This window comes from Pseudomonas sp. PLB05 (assembly GCF_021106615.1).
Taxonomy (GTDB): domain Bacteria; phylum Pseudomonadota; class Gammaproteobacteria; order Pseudomonadales; family Pseudomonadaceae; genus Chryseomonas; species Chryseomonas benzopyrenica.
This window is the reverse complement of sequence record NZ_JAJOHO010000002.1, coordinates 168,237-189,057: the sequence shown is the minus strand read 5'-3', so window position 1 is coordinate 189,057 and position 20,821 is coordinate 168,237. Positions and strand designations below refer to the sequence as shown.

General features: G+C 64.5%; 19 protein-coding genes. 9 read left to right on the top strand and 10 right to left on the bottom strand.

Annotated features, from left to right (window positions below):
- Window positions 1-51: 51 nt before the first annotated feature.
- Window positions 52-921 carry a transcriptional regulator HexR gene (hexR, locus tag LRS53_RS07580; RefSeq protein ID WP_017639169.1) on the bottom strand — a complete coding sequence of 290 codons (870 nt, stop codon included), beginning with the start codon at window positions 919-921 and terminating at the stop codon, window positions 52-54.
- A gap of 340 nt (window positions 922-1,261) precedes the next feature.
- Here hexR and LRS53_RS07575 point away from each other — a divergent pair, with 340 nt between their 5' ends.
- The 3 genes from LRS53_RS07575 (at window position 1,262) to LRS53_RS07565 (ending at window position 4,513) form a co-directional block, all read left to right on the top strand.
- Entirely contained in the window at window positions 1,262-1,780 is a 519-nt protein-coding gene (locus tag LRS53_RS07575; RefSeq protein ID WP_017639168.1) for an Hcp family type VI secretion system effector, read from the top strand.
- A gap of 132 nt (window positions 1,781-1,912) precedes the next feature.
- Window positions 1,913-4,081, top strand: a complete 2,169-nt coding sequence (uvrD, locus tag LRS53_RS07570) for a DNA helicase II (protein ID WP_017639167.1) — start codon at window positions 1,913-1,915, stop codon at window positions 4,079-4,081.
- 3 nt (window positions 4,082-4,084) lie between these two features.
- A complete protein-coding gene (locus LRS53_RS07565; RefSeq protein ID WP_017639166.1) occupies window positions 4,085-4,513 on the top strand; it encodes an EamA family transporter in 429 nt (142 codons plus the stop codon).
- A 180-nt stretch (window positions 4,514-4,693) separates the two neighbouring features.
- Here the strand turns inward: LRS53_RS07565 and LRS53_RS07560 are convergent, their stop codons facing one another.
- On the bottom strand, window positions 4,694-6,454 hold the full coding sequence (locus LRS53_RS07560; protein ID WP_231355516.1) for a cation:proton antiporter: 1,761 nt from the start codon (window positions 6,452-6,454) through the stop codon (window positions 4,694-4,696).
- Window positions 6,455-6,726: 272 nt separating this feature from the next.
- On the opposite strand from LRS53_RS07560, the gene LRS53_RS07555 reads away from it, so the two are divergent.
- The 5 genes from LRS53_RS07555 to ybaL all read left to right on the top strand — a co-directional run bounded on the left by LRS53_RS07555 (window position 6,727) and on the right by ybaL (window position 11,330).
- Window positions 6,727-7,584 carry a Tim44 domain-containing protein gene (locus tag LRS53_RS07555; RefSeq protein ID WP_017639164.1) on the top strand — a complete coding sequence of 286 codons (858 nt, stop codon included), beginning with the start codon at window positions 6,727-6,729 and terminating at the stop codon, window positions 7,582-7,584.
- A gap of 180 nt (window positions 7,585-7,764) precedes the next feature.
- A complete protein-coding gene (locus tag LRS53_RS07550; RefSeq protein WP_017639163.1) occupies window positions 7,765-8,166 on the top strand; it encodes an SMI1/KNR4 family protein in 402 nt (133 codons plus the stop codon).
- A gap of 68 nt (window positions 8,167-8,234) precedes the next feature.
- Complete coding sequence (locus LRS53_RS07545) at window positions 8,235-8,993, top strand: SDR family NAD(P)-dependent oxidoreductase (RefSeq protein WP_007160108.1); 759 nt, start codon at window positions 8,235-8,237, stop codon at window positions 8,991-8,993.
- Between the two features lie 61 nt (window positions 8,994-9,054).
- Window positions 9,055-9,537 (top strand): acyl-CoA thioesterase, encoded by a 483-nt coding sequence (locus LRS53_RS07540; RefSeq protein WP_231355515.1) that lies wholly within the window; start codon window positions 9,055-9,057, stop codon window positions 9,535-9,537.
- Window positions 9,538-9,611: 74 nt separating this feature from the next.
- Window positions 9,612-11,330 carry a YbaL family putative K(+) efflux transporter gene (gene ybaL, locus LRS53_RS07535; RefSeq protein WP_231355514.1) on the top strand — a complete coding sequence of 573 codons (1,719 nt, stop codon included), beginning with the start codon at window positions 9,612-9,614 and terminating at the stop codon, window positions 11,328-11,330.
- Window positions 11,331-11,334: 4 nt separating this feature from the next.
- On the opposite strand, the gene LRS53_RS07530 is transcribed toward ybaL, so the two are convergent.
- Complete coding sequence (locus LRS53_RS07530; RefSeq protein WP_231355513.1) at window positions 11,335-12,291, bottom strand: energy transducer TonB; 957 nt, start codon at window positions 12,289-12,291, stop codon at window positions 11,335-11,337.
- Between the two features lie 131 nt (window positions 12,292-12,422).
- A complete protein-coding gene (locus LRS53_RS07525) occupies window positions 12,423-13,379 on the bottom strand; it encodes a CobW family GTP-binding protein (protein WP_231355512.1) in 957 nt (318 codons plus the stop codon).
- A gap of 66 nt (window positions 13,380-13,445) precedes the next feature.
- Between LRS53_RS07525 and LRS53_RS07520 the strand changes: the two genes are divergently transcribed.
- Window positions 13,446-13,781, top strand: a complete 336-nt coding sequence (locus LRS53_RS07520) for an NADH:ubiquinone oxidoreductase (protein WP_442968488.1) — start codon at window positions 13,446-13,448, stop codon at window positions 13,779-13,781.
- Between the two features lie 18 nt (window positions 13,782-13,799).
- Here the strand turns inward: LRS53_RS07520 and glmS are convergent, their stop codons facing one another.
- The 6 genes from glmS to atpG all read right to left on the bottom strand — a co-directional run bounded on the left by glmS (window position 13,800) and on the right by atpG (window position 20,783).
- Window positions 13,800-15,635, bottom strand: coding sequence for a glutamine--fructose-6-phosphate transaminase (isomerizing) (gene glmS, locus LRS53_RS07515; RefSeq protein WP_231355510.1), 1,836 nt, complete (start codon window positions 15,633-15,635; stop codon window positions 13,800-13,802).
- Window positions 15,636-15,701: 66 nt separating this feature from the next.
- Window positions 15,702-16,472, bottom strand: a complete 771-nt coding sequence (locus LRS53_RS07510) for a DeoR/GlpR family DNA-binding transcription regulator (RefSeq protein ID WP_231355509.1) — start codon at window positions 16,470-16,472, stop codon at window positions 15,702-15,704.
- A 54-nt stretch (window positions 16,473-16,526) separates the two neighbouring features.
- Window positions 16,527-17,894, bottom strand: a complete 1,368-nt coding sequence (gene glmU / locus LRS53_RS07505) for a bifunctional UDP-N-acetylglucosamine diphosphorylase/glucosamine-1-phosphate N-acetyltransferase GlmU (RefSeq protein WP_231355508.1) — start codon at window positions 17,892-17,894, stop codon at window positions 16,527-16,529.
- Window positions 17,895-18,048: 154 nt separating this feature from the next.
- Window positions 18,049-18,474, bottom strand: a complete 426-nt coding sequence (locus LRS53_RS07500) for a F0F1 ATP synthase subunit epsilon (protein ID WP_007160117.1) — start codon at window positions 18,472-18,474, stop codon at window positions 18,049-18,051.
- Window positions 18,475-18,512: 38 nt separating this feature from the next.
- Window positions 18,513-19,889 (bottom strand): F0F1 ATP synthase subunit beta, encoded by a 1,377-nt coding sequence (gene atpD, locus LRS53_RS07495; RefSeq protein WP_017641466.1) that lies wholly within the window; start codon window positions 19,887-19,889, stop codon window positions 18,513-18,515.
- A 30-nt stretch (window positions 19,890-19,919) separates the two neighbouring features.
- A complete protein-coding gene (atpG, locus tag LRS53_RS07490; RefSeq protein ID WP_007160119.1) occupies window positions 19,920-20,783 on the bottom strand; it encodes a F0F1 ATP synthase subunit gamma in 864 nt (287 codons plus the stop codon).
- Window positions 20,784-20,821 lie beyond the last annotated feature (38 nt).

Below are 20,821 nucleotides of genomic sequence, written 5' to 3'. Positions count from 1 at the left end.
GGAATGGGCAGCTTCACCCTAACAGGTGACGGTTTGGCGACAGCGAGACGACTATTGGGTGTCGCTGTGCTTGGTCGACTTCGACGACAGCCGCAAGCTGCGCAGGCTGCGCTTCACGCTCTTGAGGTGCTCGACCAGCGCCGGACCGCGGGACATGGCCACCCCCATGGCCAGGACATCGATCACCACCAGGTGGGCGATGCGCGAGGTCAGGGGCACATAGATGTCGGTGTCCTCGTGCACGTCGATGGCGATGTTGACCGTGGACAGATCGGCCAGCGGCGTCTGCCCCGGGCAGATGGTGATCAGCGCGGCGCCATTATCACGAACCAGATTGGCGGTGATCAGCAGGTCCTTGGAACGCCCCGACTGGGAGATGCAGATGGCCGCATCGGAAGGCGTCAGGGTCGCCGCCGACATCGCCTGCATGTGCGGATCGGAATAGGCGGTGGCGCTGAGCTGCAGGCGAAAGAACTTGTGCTGGGCGTCGTTGGCCACCGAACCCGAGGCGCCAAAGCCGTAGAACATCACCCGCTGGGCCTTGGCGATCGCCTCGATGGCCGTTTCCAGGGCGCGCATGTCCAGGCGCTCGCGCACGTCCATGAGGGTGTGCAAGGTGGTGTCGAAGATCTTCAGGCTGAAGTCTTCCACCGCATCGTTCTCGTGGATGGCGAACTGGCCGAAACTGGCCCCCGCCGCCAGGCTCTGCGCCAGGCGCAGCTTGAGATCCTGGAATCCATCGCAGCCGATGGCGCGGCAGAAACGCACGATGGTGGGCTCGCTGACGCCGACGTTGTGGGCGAGGTCGGCCATGGAGCTGTGCATGACGGCAGCCGGATCCACCATGACCTGCTCGGCGACCTTGAGCTCCGACTTGCGCAGCAGGTGGCGGGATTGAGCAATGTGTTGCATGAGGTTCACAGGCGTGTCTCGTCTAACGGGCGGATGTAGTGCGCCGTACTTATACTACATAACGGTCGTTAAGGCTCTTGGTCATTACGATTCAGCAGGGCCTTTTTCACGGTCGTACCGGCACCTGGTAGTCGCCTGAACGAGCCACTACCGGAAGCGGGGCAGCTTTTGAACCGCTCTGCGCAAGGCCTTGCGCAGATTTCCGCGCAGGAGCACACAGTCGCTCCGCCCGTGCTCTGTAGTCTTTTTTCAACCTACTGATCAGAAAGGATTTTTCAGTTCTGGCACAACCCTTGTTAGGTCTTGGTACCCGGGCCATGAAGCCCTATCACCAGGCAAGGAGAGCACCATGCCAACCCCCGCGTACCTGTCCCTCGAAGGCACCAAGCAAGGCCTGATCACCGCTGGCACCTTTACCGAGGACTCGGTCGGCAACATCTTCCAGGAAGGCCACGAAGACCAGATCCTGGTCCAGGCCTTCAACCATCAGGTGATCATTCCCCGCGATCCCCAGTCCGGTCAGCCCACCGGCCAGCGCGTGCACAAGCCGCTGATGATCACCAAGGTCTTCGACAAGGCCTCGCCGCTGATCTTCAACGCCCTCACCTCCGGCGAACGCCTCGGCAAGTGCCGGCTGGAGTGGTACCGCACCTCGGCCACCGGCACCCAGGAGCATTACTTCACCATCGAGCTGGAGGACGCCATCATCGTCGACGTCCAGTCGCGCATGCCCAACTGCCAGGACCCGAGCATGGCGCACTTCACCCACCTCGAAGACGTCTACTTCACCTACCGCAAGATCGTCTGGACCCATGAGGTCTCCGGCACCTCCGGCTCCGACGACTGGCGCTCGCCGATCGCCGCCTGACGCATCGATCACAGGCGTCCTTTCGAACCCCGGCCAGACCCGCTGGCCGGGGTTCGGCTGTCCTGCCTTACCCGCTTCGCCTCCCATCCGTCCGGTTTGGCGCTCCTTTCACCGCATCGGTAGAATGCGGCGATGAACGACGACATCTCCCTGCTGCTCAATTCCCTCAACGATGCCCAGCGCCAGGCCGTGGCCGCGCCCCTGGGTCGCCAACTGGTCCTGGCCGGTGCCGGCTCGGGCAAGACCCGGGTGCTGGTGCACCGCATCGCCTGGCTGATCCAGGTCGAGCGCGCCTCGCCGCACTCCATCCTCTCGGTGACCTTCACCAACAAGGCCGCCGCCGAGATGCGCCACCGCATCGAGCAATTGCTGGGCATGAGTCCGCAGGGCATGTGGGTCGGCACTTTCCACGGCCTGGCCCACCGTCTGCTGCGTGCCCACTGGCAGGAAGCGGGGCTGTCGCAGAATTTCCAGATCCTCGACAGCGATGACCAGCAGCGCATCGTCAAGCGGGTGATCCGCGAACTGGGCCTCGACGAGCAGCGCTGGCCAGCGCGCCAGGCGCAGTGGTTCATCAACGGCCAGAAGGACGAAGGCCTGCGGCCGCAGCACATCCAGGCCGCCGGTGACCTCTTCCTCAGCACCATGCGCAGCATCTACGAAGCCTACGAGGCGGCCTGCGCCCGTGCCGGGGTGATCGACTTCTCCGAGCTGCTGCTGCGCGCCCTGGATCTCTGGCGCAACAATCCCAGCCTGCTGGAACACTACCAGCGGCGCTTCCAGCATCTCTTGGTGGACGAATTTCAGGACACCAACGCCGTCCAGTACGCCTGGCTCAAGCACCTCGCCCAGAACGGCGCCAGCCTCATGGTGGTGGGCGACGACGACCAGTCCATCTATGGCTGGCGCGGTGCCAAGATCGAGAACATCCAGCAATTCAACGAGGACTTCTCGGCCGAGATCATCCGTCTGGAGCAGAACTACCGCTCCACCGACACCATCCTCAAGGCCGCCAACGGCCTAATCGCCCACAACTTCGGCCGGCTCGGCAAGGAATTGTGGACCGATACCGGCGAAGGCGAGGCCATCACCCTCTATGCCGGCTTCAACGAGCACGACGAGGCACGCTACATCGTCGAGACCATCGAGAGCGAGTTCAAGAAGGGCACCCGGCGCAGCGAGATGGCCATCCTCTACCGCTCCAACGCCCAGTCACGGGTGCTGGAAGAGGCACTGCTGCGCGAGAAGATCCCTTATCGCATCTATGGCGGCCTGAGGTTCTTCGAGCGTGCCGAAATCAAGAACGCCATGGCCTACCTGCGGCTGATCCAGCATCGCCACGACGATGCCGCCCTGGAGCGGGTGATCAACGTGCCGCCGCGGGGCATCGGTGAAAAGACCGTGGAAGCGCTGCGCACCGCTGCGCGTGCCCAGAACACCTCGCTGTGGCAGGCGTTGCACGACCTGGTCGGCGCTCGCGCGGTGTCCGGTCGCGCCGCCTCGGCGCTCAACGTCTTCGTCGAGCTGGTCGATACCCTGGCGCTCAAGGCCGAGGACCTGTCCCTGCACAATCTGGTGCAGCAGATCATCGAACAGACCGGCCTGGTCACCTTCCACAAGGAAGAAAAGGGCGAAAAGGGTCAGGCTCGGGTGGAAAACCTGGAAGAACTGGTCAGCGCCGCCCGCTCCTTCGACTTCAGCGGCGACGAGGAGATGACGCCCCTGGCGGCCTTCCTCGACCATGCGGCGCTGGAGTCCGGCGATACCCAGGCCGACAGCCACGAAGACAGCGTCCAGTTGATGACCCTGCACAGCGCCAAGGGCCTGGAATTCCCCCTGGTATTCCTGGCTGGCATGGAGGAAGGGCTGTTCCCGCACAAGATGAGCCTGGAAGAGCCTGGCCGGTTGGAAGAGGAACGCCGCCTGGCCTATGTGGGTATCACCCGCGCCATGCGCCGGCTGGTGATGAGCTATGCAGAGACCCGTCGGCTCTATGGCAGCGAGACCTACAACAAAGTCTCGCGCTTCGTCCGCGAGGTACCGGATGGCCTGATCCAGGAGGTGCGCCTGTCCAATGCGGTCAAGCAGCCCTTCGCCGGCAGTCGTCCCAACCTCTTCGCCCAGGCACCGGTGCCGGAAACCACCTTCAGCCTCGGCCAGCCGGTGCGTCATGCCCTGTTCGGCGACGGTGTCATCCTCAACTACGAGGGCTCCGGCGCCCATGCCCGGGTGCAGGTGAACTTCAAGTCCGAAGGCAGCAAGTGGCTGATGGTGAGCTACGCCAAGCTCGAACCGCTCTAGGCGATGACCAGTTCCTGGCTGTTCTGGGCGCTCCTGGCAGCGGCCTTCGCCGCGCTCACGGCCATCTTCGGCAAGCTCGGCGTGGAACAGGTCAACGCCGACTTCGCCACCCTGTTACGCACCCTGGTGGTCGTGGTGGTCCTGGCGGCCATCGTCTTGGCTACCGGGCAGGCGCAACCCCTGGCCAGCATCGCCGGCCGTAGCTATCTGTTCCTGCTGCTCTCGGGCGTGGCCACCGGCCTGTCCTGGCTGTGCTACTACCGCGCGCTCAAGCTAGGCCCGGCCTCGCTGGTGGCACCGGTGGACAAGTTGAGCGTGGTGCTGGTGGCGATCTTTGGTGTGGCGCTGCTGGGCGAGCGCCTGGATCTGCGGCAGTGGTGCGGCATCGCCGCCATTGGTGGGGGTGTACTGCTGCTTGCCTGGCGACCTTGAAGGGGCGCAGGAAAAGGGCCTGACCGCCGGTGGGAGATTGCCGGAAGGCAGAAAGCGGCCAAGCCCATTTCCTGCATTGCGCATTCCTTTGCCATCGACCCGCTTATTCAAACGAGCGACTTAGAGCGATTCTGCCGCGTCGATCCCCAGCCGGCAATGGCTGGATTGCGCAAAAGCGGCCTAATGATGTCCACCCTTGTCCTGCTCCAGAGTTTCGATGAAGGCGATCTGCAGCCGCGAGTGGACGCGAATGAACCAGCGCCACAGCACCGCGATCACCACCACCGCGACCAGGCCGATCAGCAGCAGCAGCTCGCCGCGCGGCAGGATGCTGCTACTCAATGCCGCGAGCAGCACCAGGATGCCGGCCAGCGACAGTAGCGGGATGAATTCGCTGACCAGTCGCCGTACCGGCTGGGTATAGCGCCCAGCCTGGTTCTGTCGCACGCTGAGTTCGGCCATCAGCATGGCCAGCGCCTTGAGCTTGCGATAAGCGGCGATCAGGCAAGGCAGTGAGAGCAGCAGCGCCCCACCCCAGATGCAGGCCTTCTGCAGATCGGGATCGGCGATCCAGGTGCTGAGCCAGCCCGCCAGCCCGCCGGCGAAATAGGCGCCGCCCAGGAAGATGGCGATGACCAGCGATAGGTTGATGCCGACCTGCAGCAGGATGCGCCTCATCATGCCGGCCAGGACCGCCTTCTCGCCCTGGGGCTGGATGCTGCGCAGCCATTCGCCATAGATACCCAGCACCCGTTGCATGGGCTGCGGCAGCCAACGCCCGATCCACAGCGCCAGTGGATCGGCGGCCTTGATCAGATAGGGGGTGAGCAGCGTGGTGACCGCCGAGACAGCCACCGCCACCGGATAGAGGAAGTGACTGGTGACGCCCAGGGTGATTCCCAGGGTGGCGATGATGAAGGAGAACTCGCCGATCTGCGCCAGGCCCATGCCGACCCGCAGCGACGTCCGACCGTCGTTGCCGGCGATCAGGGTTCCCAGGCTGCAAGCGAGGATCTTGCCCAGCACCACGACGACACTGATCACGGTGATCGGCCAGGCGTATTCCACCAGCACCTTGGGATCGAGCAGCAGGCCGATGGCGACGAAGAAGATGGCGCTGAACATGTCGCGCAGCGGCTCCACCAGCTTCTCGATCTGCAGCAGCTGGCGCGACTCGGCCATGATGGCGCCGATCAGGAAGGCGCCCAGCACCACGCTGTATTCCAGCTTGGCCACCAGCAGGCAGAAACCGAAGCACAGCCCCAGCACCGTGATCAGCAGCATCTCGTTGCTTTCGAAGGTGGCCACGTAGGCCAGTAGGCGCGGTACCAGCAGGATGCCGATGACCAGCGCCACGATCATGAACAGGCTGAGCTTGCCTAGGGTCGAGGCCACCGCGCCCGGCTCCACCGAGCCGCTCACCGCCAGGCCCGACAGCAGGGCGATGATGCCGATGCCGAGGATGTCCTCGACGATCAGCACGCCAAAGATCTGCTGGGCGAAGCGCTCGTGCTTCATCTTCAGTTCGTTGAGCGCCTTGACGATGATGGTGGTCGAGGAGATGGCCAGGATGGCGCCGAGGAACAGCGAATCCATGTGCGACCAGCCGAACATCTGCCCCACCTGGTAACCCAGCCAGAGCATCAGGCTGATTTCCAGGAAGGCGGCGATGAAGGCCGTGGCACCTACGCGGAACAGCTTGCGCAACGAGAATTCCAGGCCGAGGCTGAACATCAGGAAGATCACCCCCACCTCGGCGAGGGTCTTGATGCTTTCTTCGTCGTGGATCAGACCGAATGGCGGTGTATGGGGTCCGATGATGAAGCCGGCGAGGATGTAGCCCAGGACCACGGGTTGCTTGAGGCGGTGGAAGAGGATGGTCACCACGCCGGCCACCAGCATGATGACGGCCATGTCCTGGATAAAAGCTAGAGCATGCATCGGCCGGGCCCTCCTATGACGGGCCGGGTTATCTCCCGACACCTGCGCTGACTGGAGTCCAAGACTAGCATCTGCAAACTCTTGTGACGGATTTTGCAAAAATCTGTAATAGATTGATGTGGCTAGAGATTTTCCGCTGTCTGCGGGGGCGACGTTGGTCGCCAAGGCGGCGAGCGCAAAGGGCAAAATACCGAAACAATTCACGCTGGCTGTACTTGACCGGGCAGCGCAAGATGTATCCAACACCAGACTCTTCACAGAGAGAACACCACATGCAACGCCTGATGAGCTTCTTCATGATCCTGTGCCTGGGCCTCACGCTCAGCCTGGACGCCAACGCCAAGCGCATGGGCGGCGGCAAGTCCGCTGGCGCCGCGCCCATTCACCAGACCCGCCAGGCCGCGCCGCCGCAGCAGCCGGGCATGGCCGCGCCCGCTGCTGGTGCTGGCGCCGCCGCTGCCGCCCGTCCCAGTGGCGCCTCGCGCTGGCTTGGCCCGCTGGCCGGTATCGCCGCCGGTGGCCTGCTGGCCTCCATGTTCATGGGTGACGGCTTCGAAGGCTTCCAGTTCTTCGACTTCCTGATCCTCGCGCTCATCGCCTTCGTGATCTTCCGCCTGATCGCCCGTCGCAAGCAGCAGGCCGGTCCGCAGCCTGCCGTGGCCGGTCATGCGCCCATGCAGCGTGAGATGCCCAACCAGCCCACCAATGGCGGTCTGTTCGGGGGTGCCACTGCTGGCGCCGCGCCGGTGATCAACGCGCCGAGCTGGTTCAATGCCGAGCGCTTCGTGGCCGCCGGTCGTGATCACTTCATGAGCCTGCAGCAGCACTGGGACGCCAACGAGATGGACAAGATCTCCGAATTCGTCACCCCGCAGATGCTGCAATGGCTGCGTGACGAGCGCGCCGCGCTGGGCGAAGGCTTCCAGTCCACCTACATCGAGAACCTGAACGCCACCCTGGACGGTGTCGAGGATCTGCAGGGCAAGACCATCGCCACCATCACCTTCAACGGTGTGTCCAAGGAATCGCGTTTCGACCAAGGCCAGCCGTTCAGCGAAAGCTGGCGCATGGAGCGCATGGCCGGCGAGAACCAGCCTTGGCTGCTGGCCGGTATCCGCCAGAACGCCTGATAACGGCGCTTTACCCGAAAGCCCGGCTCTACGCCGGGCTTTTTCATGGGCGTCGCCTGCCGAACATCTCTCGAAACCGCTATCAAGTCCGTACGGAAGCTGCCGTTATCCCGGACTGAACTGCTAACCTTGCGCGCCTCTTTCCCCTTTATCCGGCGCGCATTCCGAGAGAGGCCTGCTATGGAAGACGTCATCGAACGCCTGCGTGAAGAAAACGAACCTGTTCCCGTACCCCTGGAGCTGCCCGACGAAGACCTGCTGGTCGAGATCGAGGAAGAACTGCTCATCAGCCTGCCACCGGAATTCCGCGAATTCCTGCTGACCGTCAGCGACGTGGTCTATGGCCGTATCGAACCGGTGACCGTCACCGATCCCCAGTCCCATACCTATCTGCCGGAAGTGGCTGCCACCGCCTGGGACGAAGGCCTGCCGCGGGAGTACATCCCTCTCTGCGCCAGCGACGATGGTTACTACTGCGTCAGCCAGGAAGGCGAGGTACTGTTGTGGGAAGACGGTGACCTGACCGACGAGTCCTGGGATTCGGTCTGGATCTGGGCTCGCGACGTCTGGTTGGAAAGCTGACCGAGCCGGTACTGAACGACCTTGCCTGACACGGGTCTGGATAAGGCCATCACTCCGGAGGAAGCGTCATGAGCACTCCCGTCGTCCTGATCACCGGCGCCGCGGGCGGCCTCGGCCGCGCCCTGGCGCAACGCTTCGCCCAGAGCCGCTGGCGCGTCGCCGCCGCCGACCGCGATGCCGAAGGCCTGCATGGGCTCAACGGCATCGTCGGCCTGGATTCCAGCGTGACCGCCGATATCTCCAGCGCCGAAGGCTGCCGCTCCCTGGTCAGCAAGGTCATGGCCCGCACCGGGCGCCTGGATGCCCTGATCAACGCGGCCGGCATCTGGCGCGAAGGCGAGGTAGAGACCTTTACCGAGGACGACTACGACCTGGTGATGGCGGTCAATCTCAAGGCCACCTTCTTCATGTGCTCGGCGGCCATCCCCTTCCTCAAGGAAAATCGCGGCGTCATCATCAACGTCGCCAGCGGGGCCGGGCGCCAGCCCATCGCCGGCGCCGCGGCCTATGGCGCCGCCAAGGCGGCAGTGCGTTTCTTCAGCCAGAATCTGGCGGTGGAACTGGCGCGCGATGGCGTGCGGGTCAATGCCGTCTCGCCGGGCGACATCGACACGCCCATGCTGGACTTTCAGGCCGCCCACTATGGCAGCGGCGACCCGGCCGGTTATCGTCGCAACCTGCTCAATCGCTACCCCCAGGGCGATACCGCACGCTTCATCCAGCCGGAGGAAGTGGCTGAGTTCGTCTATTTCCTCTGTCAGCCCCAGGCGGCGGCCATTTCCGGCGCCGACCTACCCATCGACTTTGGGCTCTCTGCCGGCCGTTGATGGCTGTGACAGACGGCGCCGTTGCGCCGTCTACAGGATTTTCCCCCCCGAGGATTAGCCCATGGAAGCCGGCAACCACCAGTTGAGCATGACCATCCTGATGACCCCGGACCTGGCCAACTTTTCCGGCAATGTCCACGGCGGCGCCCTGCTCAAGCACCTCGACGAAGTGGCCTACGCCTGTGCCAGCCGCTATGCCGGACGCTATGTGGTGACCCTCTCAGTGGATCAGGTGATCTTTCGCGAGCCGGTGCATGTCGGCGAACTGGTAACCTTTCTCGCCTCGGTGAACTACACCGGGACCACCTCGATGGAAATCGGCGTCAAGGTGATCACCGAGAACATCCAGCAGCGTTCGGTGCGCCACACCAACAGCTGTTTCTTCACCATGGTGGCGGTAGACGAGAACGGCAAGTCCTGCCCGGTCCCGCATCTGGAACCGGTGACCGCGGACGAGAAGCGACGCTGTGTGCAGGCCCAGCAGCGCCGGCAGATCCGTCGGGAACTTCAAGAGCGCTATCAGGCACTCAAGGAAACCTTTTGAGTTTTGCCGGCTAGGTCGCTGTCGTTCGACGGCAGCGGCTCCAGGATCTGGCAATCCAAATCCTTGGAGCCAGCATGTCCCATGACACCCCTCTGATATCCACCCTGGCCATCGGCCTGGTCCTGGCCTTCGCCTTCGGCACCCTGGCCACCCGCCTGCGCCTGCCGCCCATCGCCGGCTATCTGCTTGCCGGCGTGGCCGCCGGCCCCTTCACCCCCGGCTTCGTCGCCGATCCCGAGCTGTCCAAGGAACTGACCGAAATCGGCGTCATCCTGCTGATGTTCGGTGTGGGCCTGCACTTTTCCATCAAGGATCTGCTGGCGGTCAAACTCATCGCCATTCCCGGTGCCATCGTGCAGATCGCCGCCGCCACTCTCATGGGCATGGGGGTGAGCCACCTCCTGGGCTGGGGCCTGGGCAGTGGCCTGGTCTTTGGCCTGTCACTGTCGGTGGCCAGTACCGTGGTGCTGCTGCGGGCCCTGGAAGAACGCCAGATGGTGGAAAGCCGGCGCGGACGGATCGCCGTCGGCTGGCTGATCGTGGAAGACCTGCTGATGGTGTTGGCCCTGGTGATCCTGCCGGCGCTGGCCGGGCCCCTGGGTGGCGATAGCGGCGAAGAGCCGGGCCAGAGCCTGGGGCTGGAACTGGGCCTCACCGCGCTCAAGGTGAGTGCCTTCATCGCCCTGATGCTGCTGGTGGGGCGACGGGTCATTCCCTGGCTGCTGGCCCGGGTAGTCCGTACCGGTTCACGCGAACTCTTCACCCTGGCGACCCTGGCCATTGCCATGGGCATCGCCTATGGCTCGGCCTCGCTGTTCGGGGTGTCCTTCGCCCTAGGCGCCTTCTTTGCCGGCGTGGTGCTCAACGAATCGGAACTCAGCCATGACGCTGCGGAAAATTCGCTGCCCCTGCGCGAAGCCTTCGCCGTGCTGTTCTTCTTTTCCGTAGGTTGCCTGTTCGATCCGGAGATCCTGCTGGAGCAACCCCTGGCGGTGCTGGCGACGGTGGCGGTGATCGTCCTCGGCAAGTCCATCGCCGCGACCCTGATCGTCCTGGCCTATCGCCGCCCCCTGAGCGTGGCCCTGACCATCGCCGCCAGCCTGGCGCAGATTGGCGAGTTCTCTTTCATCCTGGCCAGCCTCGGCCTGTCACTGAAACTGCTCGACCAGGGCGCCCACGACCTCATCCTGGCCGCCGCCATCATCTCCATCATCCTCAATCCCCTGCTGTTCCACGGTATCGATCGCCTGCAGCCGTGGATGGAGCGCCGCGAGGGTCGTCGGCTGATCAATGCCAAGGGCAAGCACGCACCGGAACTGGACGACGAACCCGAGCCGATCGAGCAGAGCGGTCACCTGGTGCTGGTGGGCTATGGACGGGTGGGTCGCTACATCTGCGATCGCCTGGATCGCCAGGGACCGCCACTGATCGTGATCGCGGACGAGCCGGAACACGTCACGGCGCTACGCCAGCAGGGTTTCACCGCGATCCTGGGCAACGCGACCCAGGACAAGGTGCTGGCGCGGGCCAAGCTCAAGGAGGCACGCGCCCTGCTGCTGGCGATTCCCAACGGCTTCGAGGCCGCCGAGATCGCCCGCCGCGCTCGCGAGCTGGCGCCGGACCTGCATATCCTCGCCCGTGCCCATCACGATGACGAGATCCGGCATCTGGAGAACCATGGCGTGGATGAGGTGATCATGGGCGAACGCGAGATCGCCCATGGCATGTTCCGCTATCTGGGCCTGGAGCGGCCCGGGGAACATGAGGCGGCGCCCAGGGGCTCTGCCGCCTAGCGACCTAGCGGCGCTGGATCTTGAAGTTGAAGGTCTTGGTGGCCTTGCGCGGCACGATCTGACCGCCGGAAACCCGGGGGGCGAAGCGCCATTCGCCCAGCACGTCGAGCACGGCGCGCTCCAGTTGCTTGTTGGAGGCTTCCAGCACCTGGATGTCAGCCAGTCGACCGTCGGCGGTCACGGTGAACATCACCCTTACTTCGCCGCCCACGCCGCGGCGACGCAGCATTTCCGGATACTCCGGCGGTGTCATCTTGATCGGCCGGATGTCGGCGTCGTCGATGCTGCCTGTGGGCAGGCCAGCGGTCTTCGGCGGACCGGAAGGCGCGGCGGCCGGTGCCGGCTGACTGGGCGCAGCCGTTGCCGCCGGTGCTGGTGATGGCGTCGCCTGGGCCACGGGCTCAGGGGCTGGTTCGACCTTTTTCGGCAGCGGCTTCTGCTGGCTGTGCTCGACCGGCTTGGGCTTCGGCTTGGGTTTGGACTTTTCCACCACCGGCTTGGGAGGCTCCACCGGTTTCGGCGGTTCCACGGGCTTGGGCGGCTCCGGTGGCGGCGGTTCGGGTTGCGGTGGCGGCGGCGCGGGCGGTGCCGGGGTTGGCGCAGGCGGCTCGGGAACCGGCTTGGGCAATTGGATGAAGCTGACCTGCATGGGCTCATCGCCCTTGGCGATCTTCAACTCCGGCGGCGCCTGAACCACCATGAACAAGGCCACCGCCATGCTGGCGTGCATGATCAACGACAGCGCCGAGGCAGCGCCCCAGCCGCGGCCGCGCGGTGGCTGCTCGCCCGGCTCGGCCGCACCAACCGGGGTCAGCACCGGCGTCACGATCTCTTCGTTACGCTCGGGCATGCGGAACGACAGGATGGTGGCCGAGGGTTCGCTACGCTTGGCATTGACCCCCGCCACGGGCTCCACGTCACCTGCCAGGGCGGCCCTGACGGGACCCTGAACGGATTCCACCTCATCACCATCGGAACGTGCAGCAACTACGAGAGGTTCAGGCTTGGCAAGGGACGTTGGAGCCATGGGAGCTATACGCAGAGGAAGTAAATTTAATAATCATTATCATTAACTGAAAAGATTTGGCAACCTCAAATGTCGCGAATGGTGCCGCGCAGGCCTTTTTCAAGCGCCTCTAGGTCCGGCATCTCATCCAGGATCAACTCCAGCCGATTGTCGCGGCGCCACAGGGTCGACTCCCAGTCGCCTTGCCCAGCCAGACCATTGTAGGCCTGCCAGCCATCCGCCAACTGCAGCACCGCCTTCAGCCTGAGCAGCCCGGGGAGACCACTTAGGAGGGCCAGCAACGCCGGGCCATCGAAGCGGTGGCTGGGATGCCAGCGCCAACCGACGACATGGTGTCCTTCCTGGGTATGGCTGAAGCGCAGCGGGCGCGCGGGCAGCAACAGTGCCTGGGGACTGGAGGCCACTCCGAGCTCGGGTAGCTCATGGTCAGCCGACGCCTCTCCGTCAACCAGAGGCAGTTCGGCCAGGGTGATCCGCCCGCCTTCGGTCCAATGCAGTGGCCGGTCGCCCAGTCCCGCAGGCAAACCCGTCCGATCCAGGCCGGCGCTCTTGTTGAGCACGATCAGACCAGCCTGCTCCAGTGCCTGTTGTTGGGCCTCAGGCAGGGCCTGGCCTGCCAGTAGTTGTCCGGCATCCACCACCCAGATCAGGGGTTGCAGAGTCAGTACCCCGGTCCAGGGCGGCGCCTGGAGTTGCCGATAGAGGCTGGCGGGATGGCCCAGGCCGGAAGGCTCGATGAACAGCCGCTGCGGTCGCGCGCGCTGGAGCAACCGGGTGAGGGCTACCTGCAGGGGCACGCCTTGGACGCAGCACAGGCAACCACCCGGGACCTCGGCGATACTCAGGCCCGCGTCATCGCGAGTCATCAGCGCAGCGTCGAGACCGACCTGGCCGAATTCGTTGACCAGGATCGCCCAACGCTCATTGGCGGGACGCTGGGCGAACAGCTGGCGGATCAGGGTGGTCTTGCCGGCGCCCAGGGGACCGGCGATCACATGGGTCTTGATATCGGCGAGGCGCATGGCGAGAGGTCGGATGCTAGAGTGGCGATTTCATCAGGGAGATGGGCTGGAATGTGGCGATTGCTGATGACTCTGCTGCTGTTGCCGTCGTTGGCGCTCGCCGATGCCTGCGTGATCCGCAGTCGTCAGGGCAGTGTGGACGTGCAGCTCTGCCAGAGCAATATCGACATCCCCGCCCAGCTGTTCCGCGACGGCTTTTGCCAGCCGCAACTCAAGGACCAGCAGACCGAGGTCCGCTTCGTCGACCGCTGTCCGGTCGGTGAGATCGGCATCTGTCAGGGCGCACGCAGCCCAGGCGTGCCCTACCGACAGGATATCCACTACTACGGCGAACCTGGCGACGGCCGCTTCCTGGCCGTCGCCTGCCGGCAGCAGAATCAGGGCAACTGGCGCGTGCCCTGAGGTTCCACGTGGAACCGTTTATTCCACGGTCACCGACTTGGCCAGGTTACGCGGCTGGTCCACGTCGGTGCCCTTGAACACGGCTACGTGATAGGACAGCAGCTGCAGCGGTATAGTGTAGAGGATCGGCGACAGGGCATCGTGGATATGCGGCATGGGCACGATGCGGGTGCCTTCGCCTTCCTCGAAGGCCGCGCGCTCGTCGGCGAAGACGATCAACTGGCCACCCCGCGCCCGTACCTCCTGCAGGTTGGACTTGAGCTTTTCCAGCAACTCGTTGTTGGGCGCCACCGTCACCACCGGCATATCGGCGTCGACCAGGGCCAGGGGACCATGCTTGAGCTCACCGGCCGGATAGGCCTCGGCGTGGATGTAGGAGATCTCCTTGAGCTTGAGCGCCCCCTCCATGGCCACCGGGTACTGCTCGCCACGTCCGAGGAACAGGGTGTGGTGCTTTTCAGCAAAGGATTCCGCCAGCTTTTCCACGGTCTTGTCCATGGCCAGGGCTTCGTCCAGGCGCGCCGGCAGACGGCGCAACTCGGCCACCAGTTCGGCTTCGATGCCGGCATCCAGGCGTTGCTGGCAGCGGCCCAGGCTCAGGGTCAGCAGGAGCAGCGAAACCAGCTGGGTGGTGAAGGCCTTGGTCGAAGCCACGCCGATCTCGGGACCGGCCTGGGTCAAAAAGCTCAACTGGGATTCGCGTACCAGCGAGCTGGTCGCCACGTTGCAGATCGCTAGGCTGCTCAGATAGCCGGATTGCTTGGCCATGCGCAGGGCCGCCAGGGTATCGGCGGTCTCGCCGGACTGGGAGATAGTGACGAACAGGGTGTCCGGGCTGACGGCGACGCGGCGATAGCGGAATTCGCTGGCCACCTCCACCTGGCAGGGAATGCCTACGTATTCCTCGATCCAGTAGCGCGCGACCGAACCGGCATGGAAGCTAGTGCCGCAGGCGACGATCTGGACCTGACGGACCTTGGCGAACAACTCGGAGGCCGCCGGACCAAAGGCTTCGGGCAGCACCTGACCTTCGCCGAGGCGCCCTTCCAGGGTGCGCTGGACCACGCTGGGCTGCTCGTGGATCTCCTTGAGCATAAAGTGGCGATAAGCGCCCTTGTCGGCGGCCTCGCTGCCTTCGTGGTACTGCACCGTCTCGCGCTGTACCGGCTCGCCATCCACATTCCAGAGATTGACCTGATCCAGGCGGATCTCGGCCACGTCGCCCTCTTCCAGGTAGACGAAGCGATCGGTCACCTGGCGCAGCGCCAGTTGGTCGGAGGCCAGGTAGTTCTCGCCCAGGCCGAGGCCGATCACCAGGGGACTGCCGCTGCGGGTCGCCACCAGGCGATCCGGCTGCTGGCGCCAGACCGCCGCCAGGCCGTAGGCACCGTGCAGCTCCTTGACCGCTGCCTTGAGCGCCGTGGTCAGGTCGCCACTGTCCTGCAGCTTGAGGTGCAGCAGGTGGACGATGACCTCGGTATCGGTCTGGGAGGTGAAGACATACCCCTGAGCCTTGAGCTGTGCCCGCAGGGCTTCATGGTTCTCGATGATGCCGTTGTGCACCACCGCCACGTCACCCTGGGAGAAATGCGGGTGGGCATTGGCTTCGGTGGGTGCACCATGGGTCGCCCAGCGGGTGTGGGCTATGCCCAGGCGACCGGCCAGGGGATCGGCCAGCAGCGCCGCTTCCAGCTCGCTGACCTTGCCGATGCGGCGCAGGCGCTGCAACTCGCCATGAGCATCCAGCAGCGCCAGACCGGCACTGTCGTAGCCACGGTATTCCAGGCGCTTGAGACCCTCGACCAGAATGGCGGTGATGTTACGCTCGGCAATGGCGCCGACGATTCCACACATGCTTACCTCCCGTTGCCGTCTTATCCACAGCGTCCCGGCAGGGCCGCCTGTGGATGACCTGATTGTCTAGTTGTCCACCGGGGCGCAGATGACCTGCACCCCGCGGGTTTCGATCGCCCGGGCCGCTTCGGCGGGCAGTCGCTCATCGGTGATGAGCACGTCCACTGTTTCCCAAGGTAGTTCCAGATTTGGAATTCGCCTGCCCAGCTTGCTCGCTTCGGCCATGACCACTACCTCCCGCGCCACCTCGGCCATCACCCGCGACAGCGACAGGTGCTCGTTGAAGGTGGTGGTGCCCCGCTCCGGATCGAGACCGTCGGCGCCGATGAACAGCTGGTCGAAATCGTAGGATCTGAGCACCTGCTCGGCGACCTGGCCCTGGAAGGATTCCGAATGCGGATCCCAGGTGCCACCGGTCATCAGCAGCATGGGCTCCTGTTCCAGCTCGCGCAGGGCCATGGCGACCTGCAGGGAATTGGTCATGACCACCAGTCCAGGGCGGCGATCGAGTTGCGGAATCAGCGCCGCCGTGGTGCTGCCGCAGTCGACGATGATCCGCGCGTGTTCGCGCAGGCGCTGCGCCGCGGCCCTGGCGATGGCCTGCTTGAAGGGCGATGCCTGGGGCGGTGCCTCGGCCAGCAGTTCCTGGGGCATGGCCACCGCGCCGCCATAGCGACGCAGCAGCAGGCCATTGCGCTCGAGGGCGGCCAGGTCCTTGCGGATGGTGACCTCGGAGGTCTCCAGCTGCCGGGCCAGCCCGTCCACGCTGACCTCGCCCCGCTCTTGGAGCTGGGCGAGGATGGCGTGACGACGTTGCGCAGTATTACGACGAGTCATAAATTTCGATTCGAAAGATAATGGATCGAATCAAAACCTAATAGCGGCGTGTCGTCAAGCCTTGGGGGCCTTCTTCGGTCGCTGCCAGCCAGTCTTGTTGACCTGCCTGGCCCTCCCCAACGCCAGGGAGTCGGCCGGCACGTCCGCGGTGATAACCGAGCCCGCCGCTGTGGTCGCACCAGCGCCCAAGGTGACCGGCGCTACCAGGGAGCTGTTGGAACCGACGAAGACATCCGCACCGATTTCGGTTCGAAACTTATTGGCTCCATCGTAGTTGCAGGTGATGGTACCCGCGCCTATGTTGCTGCCTGGACCGATGCTGGCATCACCCAGGTAGGTGAGGTGACCGGCCTTGGCGCCATCCTGCAGATGGGCGTTCTTGAGTTCGACGAAGTTGCCCACATGGGCCTTGCTGCCCAGTTCGCTGCCGGGACGCAGACGGGCGAAGGGACCGACGTCGGCGCCCTCCCCGATCACGGCGCCGTCCAGATGGCTGTTGGCCTTGATGATGGCGCCGCGCTTGAGGACGCTGTCCTTGATCACACAATTCGGACCGATGCTCACCCCATCCTCCAGCACCACCCGACCTTCGAGGATGACGTTGACGTCGATGGAGACGTCGCGGCCGGCCTCGACCTCGCCGCGCTGATCGAAGCGCAGGGGATCCAGCAGGGTCACGCCCTGCAGCATCAGGCGCTCGGCGGCACGCTGCTGGAAGTGCCGCTCCAGCTGCGCCAGTTGCCGGCGATCGTTGGCGCCCTGGACTTCCATGGCGTCCGCCGGCTGGCTGGTGGCGATGGTCAGGCCGTCCGCCACTGCCAGGGCGATGACGTCGGTCAGGTAATACTCGCCCTGAGCGTTGCTGTTGGACAGGCGGCCCAACCAGTCCGCCAGCCGCCGACCCGGCACCGCGAGGATGCCGGTATTGCCTTCACGAATGGCGCGCTGGGCGTCGCTGGCGTCCTTGTGCTCGACGATGGCGGTTACCCGCCCCTGGTCATCGCGCAGGATGCGGCCATAGCCGGTGGGATCGTCCAGCTCCACGGTCAAAAGCGCCAGGTGCCGGTCATCCACCTGCTGCAGCAGACGCTGCAGGGTCTCGGTCTGGATCAGGGGGACATCGCCATAGAGGATCAGCACCCGCTCCGCCGTCAGCGCCGGCGCCGCCTGGGCCACGGCATGGCCGGTACCGAGCTGCTCGGCCTGGACCACGAAGCTCACGTCATCGGCGGCCAGCTGGCTGCGAACCTGGTCGGCGCCATGGCCGATGACGACGTGGATGCCTGCCGGCTGCAGTTCGCGGGCGCGGTCGAGGACATGCCCCAGCATGCTGCGACCGGCCACGGGGTGCAGCACCTTGGGTAGAGCGGATCTCATGCGGGTGCCCTGGCCAGCAGCCAGGATGACGATTTCCAGGGACATCGGAACCTCGGAGACAGAGGGAAGAGACGGGCCGCGATCGAGGGCAACAGGGCCCCACGAGCGCCGACCACGCGGAATTTCTCACGCCACTTTTCGGGCGACAAAAGAAAAGGGTAGCCGAAGCTACCCTTGTCGTTACAGCCTGACCTTGCGCTTAGCGCTTGGCTTGCCGCTTGAGCTGCTGGATGGTGCGCAGCTGGGCGGCGGCTTCGGCGAGCTGAGTGGCGGCAGCGGTGTAGTCGAACTCCGTGCCCTTGTCGCTCAGGGCTGCCTCGGCGCGCTGCTTGGCTTCCAGAGCGGCAGCTTCGTCGATGTCACCGGCGCGGCTGGCGGTATCGGCCAGCACTTCGACGACATTCGGCTGCACTTCCAGAAAACCGCCGGAGATGTAGAACACCTCCTCGGCGCCCCCGGCCTTGACCAGGCGGATGGGGCCCGGTTTCAGATCGGTGAGCAGCGGCGCATGGCCCGGGGCAATACCCAGATCACCCAGGTGGCCGTGGGCGATGATCATCTCCACCGCGCCGGAGAAGATTTCCCCTTCCGCGCTGACGATGTCGCATTGGACTGTCTTGGCCATAGCGTGCCTCTAAGAGCGCCCGTTGCCGGGCGCGGCAGTTACAGTTTCTTGGCTTTCTCGATGGCTTCGTCGATGCCGCCGACCATGTAGAACGCCTGCTCGGGCAGGTGATCGTAGTCGCCACGCAGGATCCCGGAGAAGCCGGCGATGGTGTCCTTGAGGGACACGTACTTGCCGGGCGAACCGGTGAAGACCTCGGCCACGAAGAACGGCTGGGACAGGAAGCGCTGGATCTTACGCGCGCGGGATACCAGCTGCTTGTCGGACTCGGACAGTTCGTCCATGCCCAGGATCGCGATGATGTCCTTCAGCTCCTTGTAGCGCTGCAGCACGTACTGGACGCCGCGAGCGGTGTCGTAGTGCTCCTGGCCGATCACGTTCGGGTCCAGCTGGCGCGAGGTGGAGTCCAGGGGATCGACCGCCGGGTAGATACCCAGGGAGGCGATGTCACGGGACAGAACCACGGTAGCATCCAGGTGGGCGAAGGTGGTCGCCGGGGACGGGTCGGTCAAGTCATCCGCAGGGACGTAAACGGCCTGGACGGAGGTGATCGAACCCAGCTTGGTGGAGGTAATGCGCTCCTGCAGGACACCCATCTCCTCGGCCAGGGTCGGCTGGTAGCCCACCGCGGACGGCATACGACCCAGCAGCGCGGACACTTCGGTGCCGGCCAGGGTGTAGCGGTAGATGTTGTCGACGAACAGCAGGACGTCACGGCCTTCGTCACGGAATTTCTCGGCCATGGTCAGACCGGTCAGGGCCACGCGCAGACGGTTGCCCGGCGGCTCGTTCATCTGGCCATAGACCAGGGCGACCTTGTCCAGAACGTTGGAGTCCTTCATCTCGTGGTAGAAGTCGTTCCCTTCACGGGTACGCTCGCCCACGCCGGCGAACACGGAATAACCGCTGTGCTCGATGGCGATGTTACGGATGAGTTCCATCATGTTGACGGTCTTGCCCACGCCGGCGCCGCCGAACAGGCCGACCTTGCCGCCCTTGGCGAAGGGGCAGACCAGGTCGATGACCTTGATGCCGGTTTCCAGCAGGTCGTTACCGCCTGCCTGCTCGGCATAGGACGGGGCCTTGCGGTGGATTTCCCAACGCTCTTCCTCGCCGATGGGACCGGCTTCGTCGATGGGGTTGCCCAGCACGTCCATGATGCGGCCGAGGGTCTTGACGCCGACCGGGACCTTGATGGCCTCGCCGGTGTTGCCAACGTTCAGGCCGCGCTTGAGGCCTTCGGTGCTACCCATGGCGATGGTACGGACCACGCCGTCGCCCAGCTGCTGCTGGACTTCCAGAGTGGTTTCGGCACCCTGCACCTTGAGGGCGTCAAAGACGCGCGGTACCGCGTCGCGCGGGAATTCCACGTCGATCACGGCGCCGATGATTTGTACGATACGTCCGCTACTCATTTCGCGTTCCTCGAATATTTAAGCTGTCCGTCAGACCGCGGCGGCGCCGCCGACGATTTCCGAAATTTCTTGGGTGATCGCAGCCTGGCGAGCCTTGTTGTAGACCAGCTGCAGCTCCTTGATGAGATCGCCGGCGTTGTCGGTGGCGTTCTTCATCGCGATCATCCGCGCGGCCTGTTCGCTGGCAGCGTTCTCGACCACGGCCTGGTACACCTGGGATTCCACGTAGCGCACCAGCAGACCGTCGAGCAGGGTCTTGGCGTCGGGCTCGTAGAGATAGTCCCAATGCTTGCCTTGCAGCTCACCGCCCTCGGCCGGCACCAGGGGCACCAGCTGCTGGATGGTCGGCTTCTGGGTCATGGTGTTGACGAAGACGTTGGACACCACGTACAGACGGTCGATACGGCCGTTCAGGTAGGCATCCAGCATCACCTTGATGCTGCCGATCAGATCGCCGATCGCCGGGGCTTCGCCGAGGTGGCTGATGGCCGCGACCACGTTGCCGCCGAAGCTGCGGAAGAAGGAGGCACCCTTGGCCCCGATCACCGCCAGATCGATTTCCACACCCTTGCCGCGCTGGTCGCTCATGTCGCGGACCAGAGCCTTGAACAGGTTGGTGTTCAGACCACCGGCCAGACCCCGATCGGAGCTGACCACGATGTAACCGACGCGCTTGACCTCGCGTTCCACCATGAAGGCATGGCGGTACTCGGGGTTGGCGTTGGCCAGGTGGCCGATCACAGCGCGGATGCGCTCGGCATAAGGCTTGCTGGCAGCCATGCGGGCCTGAGCCTTACGCATCTTGCTGACCGCAACCTTTTCCATGGCGCTGGTGATCTTCTGTGTGCTTTTGATGCTCGCGATCTTGCCGCGAATCTCTTTTGCGCCTGCCATGTGACACCTATCGGGTTGGCAAACGGGGGCTGGCGCCC

Excerpts from the sequence above, each read along its gene's own strand:
- atpG (WP_007160119.1), bottom strand. The coding sequence starts at position 20,783 with ATGGCAGGCGCAAAAGAGATTCGCGGCAAGATCGCGAGCATCAAAAGC.
- LRS53_RS07545 (WP_007160108.1), top strand. The coding sequence starts at position 8,235 with ATGAGCACTCCCGTCGTCCTGATCACCGGCGCCGCGGGCGGCCTCGGC.
- LRS53_RS07560 (WP_231355516.1), bottom strand. The coding sequence starts at position 6,454 with ATGCATGCTCTAGCTTTTATCCAGGACATGGCCGTCATCATGCTGGTG.
- LRS53_RS07500 (WP_007160117.1), bottom strand. The coding sequence starts at position 18,474 with ATGGCCAAGACAGTCCAATGCGACATCGTCAGCGCGGAAGGGGAAATC.
- LRS53_RS07550 (WP_017639163.1), top strand. The coding sequence starts at position 7,765 with ATGGAAGACGTCATCGAACGCCTGCGTGAAGAAAACGAACCTGTTCCC.
- LRS53_RS07575 (WP_017639168.1), top strand. The coding sequence starts at position 1,262 with ATGCCAACCCCCGCGTACCTGTCCCTCGAAGGCACCAAGCAAGGCCTG.
- LRS53_RS07555 (WP_017639164.1), top strand. The coding sequence starts at position 6,727 with ATGCAACGCCTGATGAGCTTCTTCATGATCCTGTGCCTGGGCCTCACG.
- glmS (WP_231355510.1), bottom strand. The coding sequence starts at position 15,635 with ATGTGTGGAATCGTCGGCGCCATTGCCGAGCGTAACATCACCGCCATT.
- LRS53_RS07540 (WP_231355515.1), top strand. The coding sequence starts at position 9,055 with ATGGAAGCCGGCAACCACCAGTTGAGCATGACCATCCTGATGACCCCG.
- uvrD (WP_017639167.1), top strand. The coding sequence starts at position 1,913 with ATGAACGACGACATCTCCCTGCTGCTCAATTCCCTCAACGATGCCCAG.
- atpD (WP_017641466.1), bottom strand. The coding sequence starts at position 19,889 with ATGAGTAGCGGACGTATCGTACAAATCATCGGCGCCGTGATCGACGTG.
- LRS53_RS07520 (WP_442968488.1), top strand. The coding sequence starts at position 13,446 with ATGACTCTGCTGCTGTTGCCGTCGTTGGCGCTCGCCGATGCCTGCGTG.
- LRS53_RS07525 (WP_231355512.1), bottom strand. The coding sequence starts at position 13,379 with ATGCGCCTCGCCGATATCAAGACCCATGTGATCGCCGGTCCCCTGGGC.
- LRS53_RS07565 (WP_017639166.1), top strand. The coding sequence starts at position 4,085 with ATGACCAGTTCCTGGCTGTTCTGGGCGCTCCTGGCAGCGGCCTTCGCC.
- glmU (WP_231355508.1), bottom strand. The coding sequence starts at position 17,894 with ATGTCCCTGGAAATCGTCATCCTGGCTGCTGGCCAGGGCACCCGCATG.
- LRS53_RS07510 (WP_231355509.1), bottom strand. The coding sequence starts at position 16,472 with ATGACTCGTCGTAATACTGCGCAACGTCGTCACGCCATCCTCGCCCAG.
- ybaL (WP_231355514.1), top strand. The coding sequence starts at position 9,612 with ATGTCCCATGACACCCCTCTGATATCCACCCTGGCCATCGGCCTGGTC.